This is a genomic window from Chloroflexota bacterium, assembly GCA_016235055.1.
Lineage (GTDB): Bacteria > Chloroflexota > Anaerolineae > JACRMK01 > JACRMK01 > JACRMK01.
In genome coordinates this window covers 1-18,387 of sequence record JACRMK010000005.1, presented here as the reverse complement: position 1 = coordinate 18,387, position 18,387 = coordinate 1, and the positions used below count along the sequence as shown (strand labels likewise).

Annotated in this window: 16 protein-coding genes and 5 riboswitches; of the genes, 7 read left to right on the top strand and 9 right to left on the bottom strand. The window is 64.9% G+C overall.

What is annotated here, in order from left to right:
* The first annotated feature begins 4 nt into the window (after positions 1-4).
* Together HZB53_01030 and HZB53_01025 are read left to right on the top strand one after the other, a co-directional pair.
* On the top strand, positions 5-1,501 hold the full coding sequence (locus HZB53_01030) for a VWA domain-containing protein (GenBank protein ID MBI5876206.1): 1,497 nt from the start codon (positions 5-7) through the stop codon (positions 1,499-1,501).
* On the top strand, positions 1,498-1,950 hold the full coding sequence (locus HZB53_01025; GenBank protein MBI5876205.1) for an FHA domain-containing protein: 453 nt from the start codon (positions 1,498-1,500) through the stop codon (positions 1,948-1,950). Before HZB53_01030 ends, HZB53_01025 begins: the two co-directional genes overlap by 4 nt.
* Here the strand turns inward: HZB53_01025 and HZB53_01020 are convergent.
* Positions 1,919-2,137: a hypothetical protein gene (locus HZB53_01020; GenBank protein MBI5876204.1), complete on the bottom strand. Its 219-nt coding sequence runs from the start codon at positions 2,135-2,137 to the stop codon at positions 1,919-1,921. The genes HZB53_01025 and HZB53_01020 overlap by 32 nt on opposite strands.
* 81 nt (positions 2,138-2,218) lie before the next feature.
* On the opposite strand from HZB53_01020, the gene HZB53_01015 reads away from it, so the two are divergent.
* From HZB53_01015 to HZB53_01005, 3 genes are all read left to right on the top strand, one after another.
* A complete protein-coding gene (locus HZB53_01015) occupies positions 2,219-2,410 on the top strand; it encodes a hypothetical protein (protein MBI5876203.1) in 192 nt (63 codons plus the stop codon).
* A gap of 91 nt (positions 2,411-2,501) precedes the next feature.
* A complete protein-coding gene (gene amrS / locus HZB53_01010) occupies positions 2,502-3,629 on the top strand; it encodes an AmmeMemoRadiSam system radical SAM enzyme (GenBank protein ID MBI5876202.1) in 1,128 nt (375 codons plus the stop codon).
* 154 nt (positions 3,630-3,783) lie between these two features.
* The gene (locus HZB53_01005) at positions 3,784-4,749 is read left to right on the top strand and encodes a cytochrome c (protein MBI5876201.1); all 966 of its coding nucleotides are present in this window, start codon (positions 3,784-3,786) and stop codon (positions 4,747-4,749) included.
* A 126-nt stretch (positions 4,750-4,875) separates the two neighbouring features.
* On the opposite strand, the gene HZB53_01000 is transcribed toward HZB53_01005, so the two are convergent.
* Complete coding sequence (locus HZB53_01000; protein MBI5876200.1) at positions 4,876-6,534, bottom strand: DUF3048 domain-containing protein; 1,659 nt, start codon at positions 6,532-6,534, stop codon at positions 4,876-4,878.
* 55 nt (positions 6,535-6,589) lie between these two features.
* Entirely contained in the window at positions 6,590-7,543 is a 954-nt protein-coding gene (gene lgt / locus HZB53_00995) for a prolipoprotein diacylglyceryl transferase (GenBank protein MBI5876199.1), read from the bottom strand.
* A 199-nt stretch (positions 7,544-7,742) separates the two neighbouring features.
* Between lgt and ftsH the strand changes: the two genes are divergently transcribed.
* Positions 7,743-9,542: an ATP-dependent zinc metalloprotease FtsH gene (gene ftsH, locus HZB53_00990; protein MBI5876198.1), complete on the top strand. Its 1,800-nt coding sequence runs from the start codon at positions 7,743-7,745 to the stop codon at positions 9,540-9,542.
* A 631-nt stretch (positions 9,543-10,173) separates the two neighbouring features.
* Positions 10,174-10,917, top strand: coding sequence for a zinc-ribbon domain-containing protein (locus tag HZB53_00985; GenBank protein MBI5876197.1), 744 nt, complete (start codon positions 10,174-10,176; stop codon positions 10,915-10,917).
* Positions 10,918-10,978: 61 nt separating this feature from the next.
* Here the strand turns inward: HZB53_00985 and HZB53_00980 are convergent, their stop codons facing one another.
* The 6 genes from HZB53_00980 to HZB53_00955 form a co-directional block, all read right to left on the bottom strand.
* The gene (locus HZB53_00980; protein ID MBI5876196.1) at positions 10,979-11,932 is read right to left on the bottom strand and encodes an endonuclease/exonuclease/phosphatase family protein; all 954 of its coding nucleotides are present in this window, start codon (positions 11,930-11,932) and stop codon (positions 10,979-10,981) included.
* A gap of 347 nt (positions 11,933-12,279) precedes the next feature.
* On the bottom strand, positions 12,280-13,539 hold the full coding sequence (locus tag HZB53_00975; protein ID MBI5876195.1) for a winged helix DNA-binding domain-containing protein: 1,260 nt from the start codon (positions 13,537-13,539) through the stop codon (positions 12,280-12,282).
* Positions 13,540-14,192: 653 nt separating this feature from the next.
* Positions 14,193-15,359, bottom strand: coding sequence for a hypothetical protein (locus HZB53_00970; GenBank protein MBI5876194.1), 1,167 nt, complete (start codon positions 15,357-15,359; stop codon positions 14,193-14,195).
* Positions 15,360-15,440: 81 nt separating this feature from the next.
* Positions 15,441-15,527: riboswitch (cyclic di-GMP riboswitch) on the bottom strand.
* Between the two features lie 52 nt (positions 15,528-15,579).
* Positions 15,580-15,665, bottom strand: a riboswitch (cyclic di-GMP riboswitch).
* A 48-nt stretch (positions 15,666-15,713) separates the two neighbouring features.
* Positions 15,714-15,800, bottom strand: a riboswitch (cyclic di-GMP riboswitch).
* Between the two features lie 281 nt (positions 15,801-16,081).
* On the bottom strand, positions 16,082-17,140 hold the full coding sequence (locus HZB53_00965; GenBank protein MBI5876193.1) for a hypothetical protein: 1,059 nt from the start codon (positions 17,138-17,140) through the stop codon (positions 16,082-16,084).
* A gap of 77 nt (positions 17,141-17,217) precedes the next feature.
* A riboswitch (cyclic di-GMP riboswitch) is annotated at positions 17,218-17,305 on the bottom strand.
* Between the two features lie 48 nt (positions 17,306-17,353).
* Positions 17,354-17,441: riboswitch (cyclic di-GMP riboswitch) on the bottom strand.
* A gap of 225 nt (positions 17,442-17,666) precedes the next feature.
* Complete coding sequence (locus HZB53_00960; GenBank protein ID MBI5876192.1) at positions 17,667-18,137, bottom strand: transposase; 471 nt, start codon at positions 18,135-18,137, stop codon at positions 17,667-17,669.
* A gap of 109 nt (positions 18,138-18,246) precedes the next feature.
* Positions 18,247-18,387, bottom strand: a 141-nt coding sequence (locus tag HZB53_00955) for a hypothetical protein (GenBank protein ID MBI5876191.1), incomplete at its 5' end; no start/stop codon positions are given.

Genomic DNA, 18,387 nt, shown 5'->3' with positions numbered 1-18,387 from the left:
CCCGATGGCCGAACCAGCGACTTACTACGATATACTCGGTGTGTCGCGCGACGCCACGGACGACCAGATCCGGCGCGCCTACCGGCAGCACGTCAAAGCGGTCCACCCCGACACCAGCGATCGCGCCGACGCCACCAAACAGTTCCAGGCGCTGCAAGAAGCGTACGAGACGCTCAACGACGCGCGCCGCCGCGCGCTGTACGATGCCGCGCTGCCCGATCAGGCACGCCCCGCAGCGCGGCTCGGCCTGCGCGTGCTGACCAGCGCGGCGGCGCTGCCCGCTATCCCCGAACCCCAGTCGCTGTGCGTGCTGGTCGAGATTCAGAGCGCCGCCAACCTCCCGGCCCGCCCGCCGATCAACCTCTGCTTCGTGCTCGACCACAGCCTGTCGATGGACGGCGAGCGGCTGCAGCACGCCCAGCAGGCGGCCATCTACGTCATCGACCAGTTGTCGCCGGAGGATACCGTGTCGGTGGTGGCCTTCAGCGACCGCGCCCATGTGGTGATCGACGGCGACCGCTCGGCAACGCGCAGCCTGGCGCGCGAGCGCGTGCGGGCCATCCACGCCAGCGGCGGCACGGAGCTGCTGCACGGCCTCAAAGCAGGCTTGGCCCAGGTGCAGCAATGGCGCGACGCGCGCACGGCGGACCACATCATCCTGTTGACCGATGGCAACACCTATGGCGACGAAGCCGGCTGCCTCGAAGCCGCCACGCTGGCGGCCGGCGAAAAGATCGGGTTGACTCTGTTCGGCCTGGGCACCGAGTGGAACGACACGCTGCTTGAGGAGATGGCCTCGCGCAGCGGCGGCTACTGCACCCTCGTATCGTCCCCCGCCAAACTGCCGGAGATCTTCCAGCAGCGCTTTGCCGACCTGACCGGCATGGTGGCCCGCGATGTGCAGTTGACCGTCAACGCGCACGCATCCGTCAAAATCCAGTCGATCTTCCGGCTCACGCCGGACATCGCGCGCTGCGCGCCGACCGACACCATGGTGCGCCTCGGGCCGCTGGATTCCACCCGCCCCATTCGCGTCATGATCGAGACGCTGGTCGCCGCCGAAGCCGCCCATGCGCCCGCGCTGCGCGCGCTGCGCCTGCGTATCACCAGCGATGCAGTCGGCGCGGCCCGCGCCCGCGGCGAGCGCGACCAGGTGGATGCCGACGTCAGCGTGCAGGTGACGACCGAGGCCGTCGTGCCCGCCGTCCCGCACGAGATTGAAGAACTGATGGCGCGCCTGGCGCTCTTCAAGGTGCAGGAGAAAGCGATCGCCGACGCCGAGCGCGGCGACGCCGTGCGCGCCACCGCGCGGCTGAAGAGCCTGGCCACCCATCTGATGAATTTCGGCGAGGTTGAGCTGGCGCGCGCCGCCCTGCTGGAAGCGGGCGAGTTGTCCCGCAACGGGCGCCTGTCGGCCGAGGGCCGCATGCGCATCCGCTTCGGCACGCGCGGCCTGACCCATTCGATCCCGCCGGATCCGCCCGACCCGCAACAGCCATGATTCAGTGTAACGCCTGCGGAGCCAGCCACCCGCCCAACACGCTGTTCTGCGACGAGTGCGGCAACCGCCTGGGCGGCGCCAACCCGCAGGCGCACGTGCCGGCGGGGGAGAACGGCGTGCGCATCACGCTCCTGTCGCCGTCCGATCAGACGCGCCAGTTCGAGTGTGTGCTGATCCAGGAGTTGACCGTCGGCCGGCAGGACGCCACCGCGGACACGCGTCCTGACATCGACCTCAACCAGCTCAACGGCGCCGATCGCGGCGTGTCGCGCCGCCATGCGCGCTTCGTGCGCGGCCAGGGACGCGTGCTGCTGGAGGACCTGAACAGCCTGAACGGCACGTTCGTGTCGGGCCGCCGCCTGACCGCCAGCGTGCCGCACGAAGTTCGCAGCGGCGACGAGCTCCAGTTCGGCAAGGTCACCCTCCGGCTGCAAATCGATCCGGCATGAGCGGCGCGGTGGTCGGCGTCACGCTGCCTTTGCGCGTCACTATGCACACGCCGGACGGGTGGAAATCGAAGGGCCGTTGGTCGTCGCACGGCTGATCGGTCGCGCCGACCCCGATGCGCCGTGCGCCGGGCCGCCCGCAGGTGATCCAGCTAAGCGATACGCACCAGTTCGGCTCGATCGCCGTCACGACATCCTGGTAGAACGGAGCAATGCTTTGGCCTATACCGTCATCCTGCACATCCCCAATGAAGATCCGCTGCTGGCCGAAATGGACGACATGCCCAAGCCGACCGACATGTACCTGACCGTCTCCAACATCCGGCGGCGGGACGGCAGCCGCCTGAGCAACGTCGATATTGAGACTGAGAAGTTCCTCTATCCGTGGAGCCGCATCAATTTCGTCGAGGTGCTGGCCAGCGAGGCCGAGCGCGCGAAGGTCATGAAGTTCTTCCGCGAATAGTAGGGGCGAAACATCGGCGCGGGCGTGTTCATCCTGGCAATCATCCGCCGATGCTTCGCCCCTACGCCGTTGTATCAGATGGAGGCGCACCATGAGCGCGATTAGGATTTTTACGCGCACGCCCATCGATGACCTGACCCACGAGGGCACGCTCTGCCGCCCGCTCGACGCGGTGGGCACGCTCGAGTGCTTCGCCTGCGGCCACCGCTGCACCATCAAACCGGGCCGGCGCGGTGTCTGCAAGGTGCGCTTCAATGAGGACGGCCATCTGCGCGTGCCGTGGGGCTACGTGGCCGCGCTGCAGTGCGATCCCACCGAGAAGAAGCCGTTCTTCCACCTCTATCCCGGCTCCGACACGCTGACCTTCGGCATGCTCGGCTGCGACTTTCGCTGCGCCTACTGCCAGAACTGGGAAACGTCGCAGGTGCTGCGCGACGATGCCGCCGATGGCGGCTATACCCCGGTGACGGCCGAGCGCATCGTGGAACTGGGTAGGCAGCACGGCGCGCGCGTGGTCGCCTCGTCGTACAATGAGCCGCTGATCACGTCGGAATGGTCCGCCGAGGTCTTCGGATTGGCCAAGCGCGCGGGGCTGGCCTGCGCCTACGTCTCGAACGGCAACCTGACGCCCGAGGTGCTGGCGTTCCTGCGTCCGCTCCTGACCGGTTACAAGATCGATCTGAAATCGATGCGGGACAAACATTATCGGCAGTTGGGCGGGCGCTTGCAGGTCGTGCTGGACGGCATCCGCATGTCCCATGCGGCCGGGCTGTGGGTGGAGATAGTGACGCTGGTGGTGCCGGGGTTCAACGACTCGGATGCCGAACTGCGCGAGGCGGCGCAGTTCATCGCCGGCGTGTCACCAGACATGCCGTGGCACGTCACCGCCTTCCACGCCGACTACCACATGCAGGAACCGGACAACACGCAGGCCGCCGATTTGATACGCGCCGCCGAGATCGGGCGCGCGGCCGGTTTGCACTACGTCTACGCGGGTAATCTGCCGGGCCGCGTCGGCGAATATGAGCATACCTGGTGCCCCCGCTGCCACAAGCGCGTCATCGGACGCCTAGGCTATACGCTGCTGGAGTACGCTGTGACCGATACCGGGACATGTGCCCATTGCGGAGAAACGATCGCGGGTGTGTGGGGCAAGCGTGCTGACGTGCGCATCGGTGCGGGTGATCTGTTCGGGCGGGCGCCGCGCATAGTCCGGTGAACGGTGAGTGGCAAAACCGCGACCTCGTTTGACCCCTCTCCGTAATCTTGCGCTATAATTCTGCCAATTCTCGCCCCTCGATCGCGGGAGCGCATGACATCAGAATACTTGGCGCGTTGCATAGTCACTCATATTTCATCAGGGAGGGTGAAACGTGATTGCCAATGGGTTCGCATTGCTCGTACTGATTGCCGTAGCTGTCCTGCTGTTCTGGCTGGCCCGCCGGGCCTGGCGTGCGCGCCATGCGTACGTCAAATGGCCGGGTGTCGCGCTGTTCGGTCTGCTCGGCCTGTTGCTGACGCTGCTGAGCGTCGCCGGAGTCAAGGGCATGATTCAGTTCTATAGCCCTGGCGGCAGCCCGGTTCCCAATATCAAGGTGGCAGGCACGCCGGAGCAGATCGCCCGCGGGCAGCACCTGGCGAACAGCCTGTGTGTCGGCTGCCACTCGCCGAACGATGAACTGCCGTTGACTGGCGGGCGCGACATTGGGGCGGATTCGCCGCTGCCGCTCGGTCATTTTGTGTCCGTCAACCTCACGCCGGCCGGCCCGCTCAAAGACTGGTCCGACGGCGAGATCATGCGCGGGCTCCGTGAGGGCATCGACAAGTACGGCCATCCACTGGCGGTCATGTCGACCAATGGGGTGCGCTATCTCAGCGAAGACGACAAACTGGCTATCATCGCCTATCTGCGCAGTCAGCCCCCTGCGGGCGGCCAGACGCCCGACCCAGCGGACGATCCAAATGTGCTGGCGGCCATCCTGCTGGGCGCCGGCGTCATACAGCTTGAGCAGCCCGCGACCAGCGCGATCGTCGCACCCGCGCGAGCCGCTTCGGTCGAGTACGGGAAATATGTGGTTGACTATGAAGACTGCCGTACATGCCACGGCAAGGACCTCACGGGCGGCACGGACCCCACATCACCTCCCGGCCCCAGCTTGCGTGTCGTGCAAGGCTGGACGCGCGACCAGTTCTTCGCCACGATACGCACCGGGAAGGACCCGGGCGGTCACCAACTGAACGACATCATGCCGTGGCGGCTGTTCAGCCGCCTGGATGACGATGAACTGGGCGCCGTGTACGCCTACCTCAAGAGCCTGCCGCCCGTGGCAACACAATGAACCGTGAACGGTAAGCAGTGAACGGCGAGAACCGGACAGAACAATAGCGAACGGTCAGCGAGGCTTGCTGTTCACCGTTGACCGTTCACTGTTCACCGCTTCTGCGTTCTGGCTTCTGACTTCTGTCTACTGTATCGCCACGCCAAGCTCCAGCGGCACGATGTTGATCATCGTCTTGCCCGGCTTGAGCGGAATGACGCGGCCCGCGTCATCCGTGTAATGGAACACGATGTTCCGACCCTCGTGGTGCCACACCGCCTGATACGACGCGCCGTCGCGCAGGATGATCGCGCGCCCGGCGCCCTGCACGCTGTAATACAGCGAACGTGACGACACACCGTCTTCAAGCGCATCGCTGTAGGTAGTCTGCGCGTACAGGATGATCACATTGGCGAAACGGAGCGCCTTGCCGGTGTTCGCGTCGATATGCGGGTCGCCGCCGATCGTCTTGATGTAGCTGCCGTTGTCGTAGGTGTAGCCGACGTTGGTCACCGCGTAGTTATACGGCACCGAGACGCTGGCGCCGGGCGCGCCGCCGACCGGCGGCGTGTTGCTGAACGACGCCCCTTGCAGGTCGACCGGGCCGGTCAGCCCGCGTTTGGCAGCGATCGACCAGAGCGCACCGATACTGGAGTACACGTTGTGCGGCGCCTCGCGTGTGCTAATGCGCCCGAAGCCTGGCGTCGCGTGGAATACCGGATCGAAGTCGGCCTCGCCGACTTCCGACGCGTAGATCAAGTCGAGCACCGGCGCCGACGCGCCGACGTGCACGAGGATCGCTTTGTACATCGGCGCCAGTTGCAGGTCGATCAGTCGCGCGCTGCGGATCGGACCGATATCGGCGTCGTTGGGGGAGCAGAGGAAGATCGCCGTGAAGCGGGTGATGCCGCCTTCGGCCAGCGATTCGTAGATGATATCGGCGTCGGACAGCCCGGATTGCGGGCGCGCGGCCGGCGCGTTGTCAATGCGTGCATTCAGCGGCCGCCGCTGCAGTGCGTCGGTCGTCGCCAGCGGCAGGCCGGTCAGCGGGCATAACCCCGCGCCAACCGGCGGCGGCAATGTCACCTGCGATTTGGCGATAATCGGCAGCGGGAACGGGATATGCAGTTGGCCGTGCAAATACTCGAAGCTGCCGGCCGGGTAGCGCTTGCCGTTGACTGTATGCGCCTCGCTGACCGACATCGCGCCCAAAGGCACGTAGCCGCCCGGCGACCCGGTCTGCGGGTAATTGATGTTGCTGCCCTTGACCGACAACACCACCGGCACCGGCCGCGCGGCGGGCGGGCCCACCGGCACGCTGCCCCCTTCCGGAATGCGGATGACCTGGTTGATTGACAGCCGGTTGGGATCGGAGATGTTGGGGTTGGCGGCCAACAGATCGTCGAGCGTCAGACCGGCGCGATAGGCGATGCCGAGCAGCGTGTCGCCCGGCTGCACGCGGTAGGTGCCGGCCGGCACGCGCGTGCGCGTCGGCGTGGGCGTCGGGCCGCTTGGCAGCGACGCGGCGGCGCCAGGCACGATGGTCGGTGCTGGCGCGGCAGGCGACAGTGTCGGCGTCCAGGTCGGCACCGGCGTGGGCGCGCCGGCGGCAACCGAGCGGTTCACTATGCGGGTGGGGAGCGGCGTGTCAGAAGCGCCGAGCGCGGCCCACTGGTCGAGCGAGCCGAGTGCCAGCACACCGGCGCAGAACGCCAGCGCGCCGCACGACAGCACGCCCATCAATGCGAAGAGGAGATATTCCTCCAGCGGGCGGCGACCTCGTGGGCGTAATTCGCGAAGGTCCATGTAAAGCAAAACCCGGAGCGCAGCTATACAATGCGCTCCGGGCCGGAACTGCGTATTATTGACGGGGCTTCGAACGGCGTTTGCGCCGGACCGGCGATGAGGAGACGGGAGCTTCGATGACCGGTTCGGACTCGGCGGGCTGCGGCACCGGCTGCTGATGCAAGACCTGGCGGCGAATGACCATCACGGCCAGCGCGCCAACCAGCAAGACCGACGATACAATCTGCGCCACCGGCACGCCGGCAAACAGCCAGGCGTCGGGCCGCTGGAACTCGGTGAAGAAGCGAATCAACGCGTAGATGATCAGGTAGATCGACGCGAGGTCGCCGTCGAGCAACTGGTCTCGCCAGCGGCGGCCGATGAACAGCAGCGCGCCGACGCCGACCAGACAGAGCAGCGACTCGTACAGGAACGTCGGGTGGAACAGCGTCAGGTCGGAGAGCGCCTGGAACTGCGGCAGGCGGTGCGCCTCATCAATCGGAATGCCCCACGGCGCCGTGGTCGGGTTGCCGTACAGCTCCTGGTTGAAGTAGTTGCCCCAGCGCCCAATCGCCTGGCCGAGCAACAGGCCGACCGCGCCGATATCCAGCCAGCGCAGCGGGTTCAGCTTGTTCCAGCGCACGAAGAGCAGCACGCCGAGCAGGCCGCCGAGGATGCCGCCGAAGATGCCGAGGCCGCCTTCCCAGATCGCCAGCACGCGCGGGAACGGGAAGGTCAGGCCGGCCAGCGACACGTTGATCCACGGGTTGTCGAGGTAGTACTGGAACGTGACGACGCCGGCGGCCGGCGACGAGACCACGTGGTACAGCCGGGCGCCCAGCAGGCCCAGGATCAGCGCGATGAAGAGCGCGTCCCAGACGGCGCTGGGGTTCTCGCCGCGCCGCGCCGCTTCCTTCGAAGACAGCCACGCGCCGGCCAGCGCGCCCAGCACGATGACGACGCCGTACCAGCGCACATTGATGACGCCAAACAGGTTGCTAAACAGGAACGGATCGGGAATGGGAAGCATCCAGCGTACTCCATACAGACAACGAAATGCGGAGCGCGATGCCGCGCGCCGGCGATATTGGGATTATACCATGATTCGGAATTGCGATGGAACTTTTGACCGCCCTTGGCTCTCATGCTATCATTGATTGTCGGGACATGTCCGGAGTGAGCGTGCGCGCTGCGCGCGATGGGAGGCAGTCTTTGTGATCAATTCGCGGATGATTCGAAACGGCCTGTTGCTGGCCTTTATCCTGGTGCTGGGGCTGATCGTGCTGTCGCAGTTGGTTCCCGGCACGGACCCGCGCGCCACCGCCGCGCCGCTGAGCGCCGTGGCCGACGAGATCAAGGCCGGCAATGCCCAGCAGATCATCGTCTCGGACAGCCAGTTGCGCGTGGTGCGGCGCAGCGGCGCGCCGCTGACCTCGCGCAAAGAGGATGGCGTCAGCCTGATCGAGACGCTCAAGAACTTTGATGTCACACCGGAGCAGATGGCGAAGGTGGACATCCAGATTGAGAAACCGAGCCAGTTCAGCGTGCTGGTTACGCTGCTCGGCACGCTCCTGCCGCTGGTCATCTTCGGCGGGCTGCTGTTCTTCATGCTGCGCCAGGCGCAGAGCGGCAACAGCCAGGCGATGTCGTTCGGCCGCTCGCGCGCGCGCCTGCAGACCGGCGACAAGCCGACCGTGACATTTGCGGACGTGGCCGGCGTGGAAGAGGCCAAGCAGGAGTTGCAAGAGGTTGTGGAGTTTCTCAAGGAGCCGGCCAAGTTTGCCAACCTGGGCGCGCGCATACCGCGCGGCGTGCTGATGGTGGGGCCGCCCGGCACGGGCAAGACGCTGATGGCGCGCGCCGTGGCCGGCGAGGCCGGCGTGCCGTTCTTCAGCATCTCCGGCTCCGAGTTCGTCGAAATGTTCGTCGGCGTCGGCGCCAGCCGCGTGCGCGACCTGTTCGACCAGGCCAAGCGCAACGCGCCCTGCATCGTGTTCGTCGACGAGATCGACGCGGTCGGGCGCCATCGCGGCGCCGGCCTCGGCGGCTCGCACGACGAGCGCGAGCAGACGCTCAACCAGATTCTGGTCGAGATGGACGGCTTCGACACGGACACCAACGTGATCGTGATCGCGGCGACCAACCGGCCGGACATCCTGGACCCGGCGCTGCTGCGCCCCGGCCGTTTTGACCGCCGCGTGATCCTCGACCGGCCGGACGCCAAGGGCCGCACCGAGATCCTGCGTGTGCATGCAAAGGGCAAGCCGCTGGCGGCCGATGTGGAATTGGAGACGATCGCCAAGGTTACGCCCGGCTTCACCGGCGCGGATATCGAGAACCTGCTCAACGAGGCCGCCATCCTCGCGGCGCGCCGCAACCTGAAGGCGATCGGCATGAGCGAGTTCCAGGAGTCGATCGAGAAGATCATCGCCGGCCCGGAGCGCAAGAGCCGGATCATTAACGAGAAGGAGAAGCGAATCATCGCGCACCACGAGGCGGGCCACGCCCTGGTGCGGCGCATGTCCCCGCTGGCCGACCCGGTGCAGAAAGTCTCGATCGTCGCGCGCGGCATGGCGCTCGGCTATGTCATGTCCATTCCGGAGCACGATACCGCGCTGCACCGCAAGGTGAAGTTCGAGACCGACCTGAGCGTGATCCTGGCCGGGCGCGCCGCCGAGGAACTGGTCTTCGAAGACGTCACCACCGGCGCGGCCGACGATCTGGAGAAGGCCACCAATCTGGCGCGCTCGATGGTCACGCAGTGGGGCATGAGCGAGAAGCTGGGACCGCAGACCTTCGGCGACAAGGAAGAGTTGATCTTCCTCGGACGCGAGATCAGCGAGACGCGCAACTACGGCGAGGAAGTTGCGCGCGAGATCGATCATGAGGTGCGCCGGCTGATTGACGAGGCGTACCACCGCGCGACCGGCATCCTGACACAGTATCGCGAGAAGCTGGCGCAGTTGGCCAACGTACTGATCGAGAAGGAAACGCTCGACCGCAAGGAGTTCGAGGCGCTGTTCGCGTAGCACAGTTCACCAGGCAAGCACCGAGGCGGCATCCGTTTGGATGCCGCCTTTTTCATAGGGCACGCGGGTTTGACGAAAGCCTGTCAGAAGGCAAGCGGCTCGCTGCGGCCTCCCTGCCCGTCATTCCGGCACGTTTCGTTATCCGCCGGCTTCATGCCGGCGGACGCTTAACGGTCGGCGACGCGAAGCCGCCGACCAGCGCCGGAATCCACTCGAACGGGATGCGAGTCCGCAGTTGGCGTGGATGCCGGCTAATACTATTTCAACTTGGCCATGTCCTCATGGCGATTGCGCAAGTGCCGCCCCCTCATCCCCTGGCCCCTTCTCACCCGCGCGGGGGAGAAGGGGAAAACTAACGGGGAGGTGCGCGGCGGCTACGCCGCCGCGCACCTCCCCGGAGACTTGCTCCCCCTCCCAGCGAAGCTGGGAGGGGGCTGGGGGGAGGGCAGAATTTGGCGGTGTGCCGTATGCTCATGCGACATGCACATGGGGACATTTCAATTTGAAACAGTATAACTACACGCCGGCATGACGGGCCGGCGTTGACGGCGCGCAGTGCGGGGTGTAAACTGAGTACGAACCAGACCTCCGGGCGCAGCCGCCCGGGCATTCCATCCGGGAGCGTATGACCATGGCAGACCGAATGCCCCGCTATGATGTGCGCAACGATGGCGTTGGTCCGTATGCCGTCTTTTACTGCGACAAGTGCAACCGCGAATACCGCAGCCAGCCCGACGTGGGCAACACCATTGCCACCGACATCGGGCGGCAGGCCGCGCGCGGCTTCCTGCGCAACATCCCGCTCGTGGGCGGCGCGATCGCCGACGGCGTTGCCGGGCAGGACCCGCGCTACACAACCACGCTGACCCCACAGCAACTGGCGGCCGCTTACAAGCAGGTCGCCGACGTCTTTCACGAATGCCCCACATGCCATCAGATCGTCTGCCAGTCCGACTGGGATCCGAAGGCCGGCTTCTGCACGGAGGATTCGCCCCGGCGCGATGAAATCGCCGAAGCACAGGCCTCGCAGGCCGGGCGAATGGTCAAGGGCTTCGCATCGGCGTTCGGCTTGACTGATGCGCTTGATCAGGCGGCGCAGGCTGCCAGGCAGGCGTCCGCCTCGGTCGCCAAGTGCCCAAAGGATGGCACGCTGGCGGCGCCCGGCACCAAGTTCTGCCCCAACTGCGGTACGGAGATGATTCAGCCGGCGGCCGTCAAGTGCTCCAAGTGCGGGGCCGACACGCATGGCGCGAAATTCTGCCCAAACTGCGGCAACAAGATCGAGGCCGCTGCGCCGGCACCAGCCAAGTGCAAGAACTGCGGCGCCGATCTCGGCGGGGCGAAGTTCTGTCCCAATTGCGGCGCCAAAGCGTAACCAGCCCCGGTGCAGAAACCAAACACCGCACAGGTTTGTCGACCTGTGCGGTGTTTTTGTTTCACGCCGCGTTGACCTGCACCCACATCGGCCGGTGATCGGAGATATAGTAGCGCAGGTACGCCTTGAATTTCTCGGCGTTGGCGCCCCCGGCCCACAGCGCCGGGAAGAGCGCGTTGTCGAAGTCGAACACGCCCTTCTTCCCGGTGAACAGGTCGCGCGTCGTGGCGGGCAGGAAGGCGACCTGATCGTAGTTCGCATCCGACATGATGCTCGACGCGATCTGCGTCGAGTGATCCGGCAGTTCCAGCCCGAAGCGGGTCAGTGCGTCGAAGATTGGGTCGCCGGGGTTACTGCGCGGCATGTTGAAATCGCCCATCGCCATCAACTCGCGCGTGAACGAGAACTCGCTGCGCGCGCGCTGGTCGGCCCAGCGCGCCACGGCGAACGTCTCCAGCGCGCGCCGCCCCACTGAGGCGGACTGCTCGTCGCCAAAATACAGGTGCACGTTGACGAGCGTGAACGAGGTGTGGCCCGCCGCAAACGAGGCCAGGAACGGTGTGCGGTCGAACCCTTTGAACTCCTCGGCCACGCCGGGCAGCTTGACGTGCCGGTATTCCGCCGGCGGCAGCGCAATCTCGCCGATCTCCTCCAGCAATTTGAGCTTGCGGCTGTCGTACAGGAACGTCATGCGCTCGTCGTTGCCGGACGCGTCCGACATCACGACGCGATAGCTCTTCGGCAGGTGGCGCTGGATGTCGTACAAGTCGCCATAGTTCTCGCGGCACTCCTGCACGGCGACCAGATCGAACCATGCGATGATCTGCGCGATGAGCGCCTTGTCCTGGTCGCGGCGCGCCTGCGCGCCCAGATTGGCGATGTTCCACGTGGCGACCAGCAATTTGCCCGGCTCGCGCTTCGGGATGCCTCGCTTCAGCTTGTGCGCCAGCAGGCGCTTCACCTCCGCAGACAGGTCATACTCGAAGGGAAAATCCGGTTTGGGAAATGGTGGCACAGATAACCTCCCTCTCTGGGAGCAGCGGGAGCGCCGCTCCGGTCTGGCGGACGTCTGCCGGACGCCCGGCAACGCCCTATACTCTTTCGGTTTGACTATGTCGTCATACTTATCACGAGAGCGCAGGGTTTTACCCCTTCATCCCCTGGCCCCTTCTCCCCCGCGTGCGGGGGAGAAGGGGAAAAGCTATGGGGATTGGCGCGGCGGCTTTGCCGCCGCGCCAATCCCCTTTACCTCACGCCCCCTCCCAGCAAAGCTGGGAGGGGGTCGGGGGGAGGGCAGAGATCTACGTTGTGTCACCGAGTATTGTATCAACCCCCTGGGGACATGCTCATTTCGAGACAGTCTTACATACCGCTCAACTGCTGCACCCGCCGTCGCAGGGCCGGCGGGTTGACGCCCGCCAGATCCAGCGATTGCGCGCCGCAGAATCGCGCAAAGCGGGCCAGTCCCCGGCCGAACGCATCGGCAAAGTCGGCATTGCGCGCGATGGACGGCTCCTCCGGCCAGAAGCCGGGCAGCGCCAGCGTGCCGCTGGCGCGATCGAGCTTGACGTCGAAACGCGCCACGAGCCGGTCGCCCCACAGCACCGGCAGCACGTAGTAACCCCAGCGGCGCCGCTGCACCGGCGTGTACACCTCCCACTTGTACTCAAAGTCGAACATGCGCCAACTGTGCTTGATGCCGCCCACAACATCCAGTGGCGCAATGAAGACCGCCTCCTCGCTCGTCGTGGTATCCAGCGGTTTCCAGCCGGCCGGTGTTTGCCCGTCGGCGAGGATGGACAGCGTTGGCAGGTCGTCGGCCAGCAGGTAGTGCGGCTCCTTCTCGCCGGCCACGCGCACCACAGCCACGTCGCCTGATTTCACGGCACGCGACAACCAGCCCGCCGCGTCGGCGCGGGTGTAGCGGTGATGGAGGAAGTACGACATCAGCCCGCGCCATTCAGTGATCCGGCACCAACCGCACATCGCCAGCGCCTTGCGCCCGAAGTAATGCTCGCTCTCCGCGGGGCGCGCGGCCCGGTTGAGCTCCGGCGGCGCCAGTTCGCGCCGAAAGCCGTACACGCGCGCATTGCGCTCGCGGTGATGGATCAACAGTTCGCCGGCCATCCAGAGGTGATACAGCGCGTGGCCGGTCTGGTTGCGGGCGCGGTAGCTGACTACCCGCGCCTGCCCCGCGTCGTCAAAGTCGCGGCTGCCGAGCGGGCCGCGCCGCCGCAGTTCCGCGCGCACACGGCGCAGAACCGACTCGCCGCCGGCGCGCTCATAGTAGCGCCCGGCTTCCTGTGCGCGGCGCATCGCCGTCCGCCAGTACGGCAGTTCCGCGATCGGGTAGATGCGGAAGAGGCCGCCGTACTCAAACAGCCGCCGCTCCTGGTAGAGCAGATCGTCGAGCAAGGGCGGCGCATAGTCGATCACCCGGCCCCACAGCGCGATGTCGTGGCTGCGGCCCGCCACATTGAGCGGGTCGACCTGGACTGACTCGGCGTAATATACCGCCGACTCGATGCCGGCCTTGCCACGCCAGCGGCGGCCGGGCCAGAGCCCCTGCCGCCCCAGAATATAGCGCCGGGCCGCATCACGCGGTACCACAAGTTCCGTCATGCTCCCCTCTCTCGTACGGGATTCCGCAGCATTAAAATTCATGATACAAGACAGGCGAAAATCATGGAAACAGGGGAAAACCAAAAGGGTATAGCGCCAAACGGTCGGAGATGCAGCAGATCGTCATGCCGGCAAGTAGTTATACTATTTAAACTTGGCCATGTCCTCATAGCGATTGCGCAAGTGCAACTGCCGCCCCCTCATCCCCCGGCTACGCCGCCGCGCCAATCCCCACTGACTTGCGCCCCCTCCCAGCTTTGCTGGGAGGGGGCTGGGGGGAGGGCAGAATTTGGCGGCGTGCCGTGTGCTCATGCGACATGCACATGGGGACATTTTCAATTTGAAACCGTATTAGCCGGCATCCATTCCAGCCGGAATCTTATGCTTTTGCGGCGCTCGGTTTGAGTGGATTCCGGCAGTGGTCAGTGGCTTCCCGCCACTGATCGTTCACCGTCCGCTGGCGATGTCCTGTGCGGCGGGGCATACGCCCCGCCGCACAGGATGAAGGCCAGCGGACAACGACGTGCCGGAATGACGGTCTGACTGTCCATGCGATCCCGGCATGTTTGTGGTATACCCAAACAAAAAAGACCCTGCGGGTTGAGAACCCGCAGGGTCTGATTGTGTCGTGTTGTGTTCGTACTGCGTCGTGCTTAACGCTTGCGCCACACCAGCAGCGCCACGCCACCCAGCGCCAGCACTCCCGCCAGCCCGAGGCCGGCCAGCGTGCCATCTGTCGCCAGCGCCAGCGTGCTGCTCGCCTCAAAACTCGACACCGTAACCGCCGTCGCGCCTGAGACACGGATGCATTCTGCGCGCCCGCCCGTGTCCAACTGGTTTGTCTCCGATGCGCTCGGATACGGACTGCCGCCGGCCGGTGTGAAAACCGCCTTGAAGCAGTACGACCCGGAGCCGAATGATACATTAGCCGAACTCGCCGTCGCCACCTGCTTGCCGCCGTTCGTGCCCGCCGTGACGCTCACCGGGCTGCCGATCGCCGTCAGCGGATCGGTGCTGCAGTTCGGCAGCGTCACGATTGTGCCCTGGCAATAGTAGAACTGGACGGCGCCGGCAATCGGCGTGCTGGAGTTGGTCGCCGTCAGGTACACCGTGTCGCTGATCTTCGTGCCCGGGGTGATATTGTTGTTGTTCAGGTTACCGGAGCGCGTCGTCGTCGCCGTCAGCAGCGGGACCGAGAACTTGTAGTCCTCCACCTCGCCGCCCGTTACCTGGTTGCTCGTGGACACTGTGACGCTGGAGCACGATCCGCCGGACTGGCGGTACACGCGGAACCGAAAAATGGCCCACCCCGACCAATTAGCCGGAATGGAGAACGCGTAGGTCGCCGTGCCCGGCGTCACCGCCGTCTTCGGAATGATATTCTCGCCCGAGTCGGCAAAACTGCTGTTGTTGTTCCAGTCCGCCCAGCCGGCGAGACAGCCGTTCTCGCTGCTGTCCGTGGTGATTGTGAGGTTCACCTTGCCCTGACCGCCCGCCGTCCACACCCAACCCGGCGTCATCACCACGCCATCTTCGTCATCCGGGCCGCCGTACATCCCGCTATTCGTGTCGTCGCCGGTCGCATCACTCGACGTGCTGTTGCCCAATTCGCCGTCCCAACCGGCGCCGAGCCGCACGCCCGTCTTGAGACTGGGGCTTGTAGAAACATAGCGGTGATAGGCGTTCTTGTCGGCTGACGAGAAACTGGACGGCAGATCGCCGTAGTCGTAATACGTCGCCGACGCCACGCCGGCCATGATGATCGTGAAAAACAGCGCCAGCGCCAACGAGTGCCGAATCCTGCGGAACTTCGTTATCATTTTGATCCTCCGTGTGGGGTGATGTGGGAGGATCCGCTCACGGTTGTGCAACAAAAAAACCGTGGCGGTCCTCGTCAGACCTGCACACGGTCGGTTACGCCACTAGCTCCACCGTCCCTAGGCGTCCATGATTACTGCGGGTCCGGTTTCATCGCTTCCGTACATACATTGGGTGTCCTGCAACAAAACGCCGCGGCGTGAGCCGTTACCTTCATTGCTCTCGTCACGGCCGGTTACGCCATTTGCTCCACCCGGCTATTTGGCGTCCACGATTTCCCGCCGGGTTTCATTGCATCCGTAAATCTTCTGCGTCGACAGGTTGTTAAGGAACCGCAAGGCCGTGCGCTGTACTGGCCGGCACGGCCGGTTACGCCACTCGCTCGGCCCGGTCTAGGCGTCCAACTCACGGCGACCCGGGCTGTCTTCGCGTCCGTTTACATACACCATTATCCACATCGTGGCAGGCAAAAGCAATACCCCAAAGGTGCCAAGATTGTCACCATGCAGCGCAAGGTTATGCGTCGACTGGACATGGAATCATAAATTGCTTAATTGCGGCTTTAAGCCTCATACAATTCCAAAGACGATTGTGTAGTCATTGCCATGATGCTGATGCGAGCAAGCTGCATACTGGCGACTCGCCGGGACCCAGAGAAAGACCCTGCGGGTTGAGAACCCGCAGGGTCTTGATTGTTGCGCGTTGTGCTTGTGCTGCGCCGGGCTTAGCGCTTGCGCCAGGCCGCCAGCGCCACGCCACCCAGCGCCAGCATGCCCGCCAGCCCCATGCCGGCCAGCGCCAGGTCGCCATCCAGCGCCGCCGGCGTGCTGCTCGCCTCGAAGCTCGACACCATCACGGCCGTCGCGCCCGAGACACGGATGCATTCCGCGCGCCCGCCGGTATCCAGTTGGTTCGTCTCCGACACACTCGGATACGGGCTGCCGCTCGCCGGCGTGAACACCGCCTTGAAGCAGTACGACCCCGCACCGAACGAGGTGTTAGCCGAGCTCGCCTTCGCAACCTGCAGGCCGCCATTCGTGCCCGCCGTCACGTTGACCGGGCTGCCAATCGCCGTCAGCGGATCCGAGTTGCAGTTCGGCAGCGTCACCAGTGTGCCCGCGCAGTAGTAGAACTGCACCGTGCCGGCGATCGGCGCAGCCAGCGTACCCGTCAGGAACAGCGTGTCGCTGATCTTCGTCCCCGGCGCCACGTTATTGTTCGCCAGGTTGCCCGAGCGCGTCGTCGAAGCACGGATGCTTGGGCACGCGATGCTCACCGACACAAAGCCCGGCGTACCGCTGGTGTTGCCGCCATTCACATTGATATGCGCCTTGATGTTGAACGACGTGCCATAAGAAGCCGCCGAGAACGAGGCTTCGTAGCCGTCGTTCGTCGAGAGCCACGCGAAGTCCGGCGGCGTGCCGTTGTTGCCCGACGACTTGGACACCACCTTGTTGCTAATCGTGTTGACCGCGAGCCATGCATCGTTGGTGGACGTGGAGTCCAGCGTGCTGCCCGGCTGCACCTTCACCAGCGCGTACATCGTCTGCGTCGAGCAATCGTAGCGCAGGTACAGCTTCGCCGTCGTCGGTTTGCTGCAGTCGAACGCCGTGCACATATTTGAGAAAAAGTCGCTGGTCAGATTCCATTCGCCACGGTTGCCATCGACCACGGCAGACCCGTAGGTCGGATTCGGCGCCGCCGCCGAAACCATGCCGGCCAGCATGAGTGTCAATACAAACGCCAGGGCCGCGCCCGTCGCTAACTTGAACTGCTTAACCATGTCGATCCTCCGTGTGGATTGTGGGAGGATCCGCCTGCGGTTTCTCTGCAACAAAAAACCGTGGCGGTCCTCGAAGACTCGCACACGGTCGGTTACGCCACTCGCTCCGCCGGCCCTAGGCGTCCAAGTTACTGCGGGTCCGGTTTCATCGCTTCCGTTTTCTGCGTTCCATTCCGATCAATAAAAATGCCGCGACGGCTGCCGCTGCTGCGCGCTCGTCACGGCCGGTTACGCCACTCGCTCGGCCAGGGTCTAGGCGTCCAGTTCATTGCGCCCCGGCGTCTTCGCTTCCTTGTCCTTCCTGTGCGGTTGTTAAGGAACACCAAAGCCGTGCACTGCATCGGCAGGCACGGCCGGTTACGCCACTCGCTCGGTCCGGTCTAGGCGTCCACCTTGCAGCGACCCGGCTGTCTTCGCGTCCGTTATGATTCCATTATCGCGATTTAGCCGCTCAAAAACAATACCCCTGCGGTCGCAGTTATCGCACTGCCGATTGTGCCGCCTGCGCGCCGATCAGTTATCTGCCTTAAGAGGCCGGGGCGAAGCCGTGCACCGGCTCCGGCATCGTCATTGGCGCCGGCAGGCTGTCAGCGGCCGGCAGTTCATCGCCGAGCATGCCCAGTTGGGCCAGCAATCGCCCGACATAGTTTGGGTGATACCAGACACCGAATCGCCGCTGGACCAGTTGCCGCACCATCGGCTGCGTCCATTGCTCGGCGTCGAAACCCGCCGCGCGTGGCCCCTGCTGCAAGACTCTCTTCAATTCGAGCCGTTGCCGCGTGTCCAGCTTGCATGGCCGTCCGGTGGCCGGGATAGCTCGTAGCGCCTCGGTACCGTTTTGCGCCAGTTCGTGCTTCCACTGGCTCACGGCCGCTTCGCTGACGCCAAGCTCCCGCGCGATCTCGGCCTGGCGCAAACCGTCGCGCAGCATCCGCGCGCCTGCCAGCCGCCGCTCTTCCAACTGCTCTTTCGTGAGTCTGCTCGGTCGCCATGACATGGGAGTCACCTTAGTCGAGATTGGTGTGAGTCGCGTATCCAGTGAATCCGTTGAGCCGGCCGGTGGTGCAAGGTTTAGCACTCACCGGCTCATCGCGTTATTCGTTCCGTTATTGGAGCTTGAAGGCCTGGGACTTGGTGGACTTGGCCAAGTCGGTGGCGTAACCGCTCAGGCTGACGCTGCTCAGGTTGGCGTTCCAAGTACCCTTCGGCGCCGTGCGGGCCGTGTTGCACGAGCCGGTGAAGTAGCC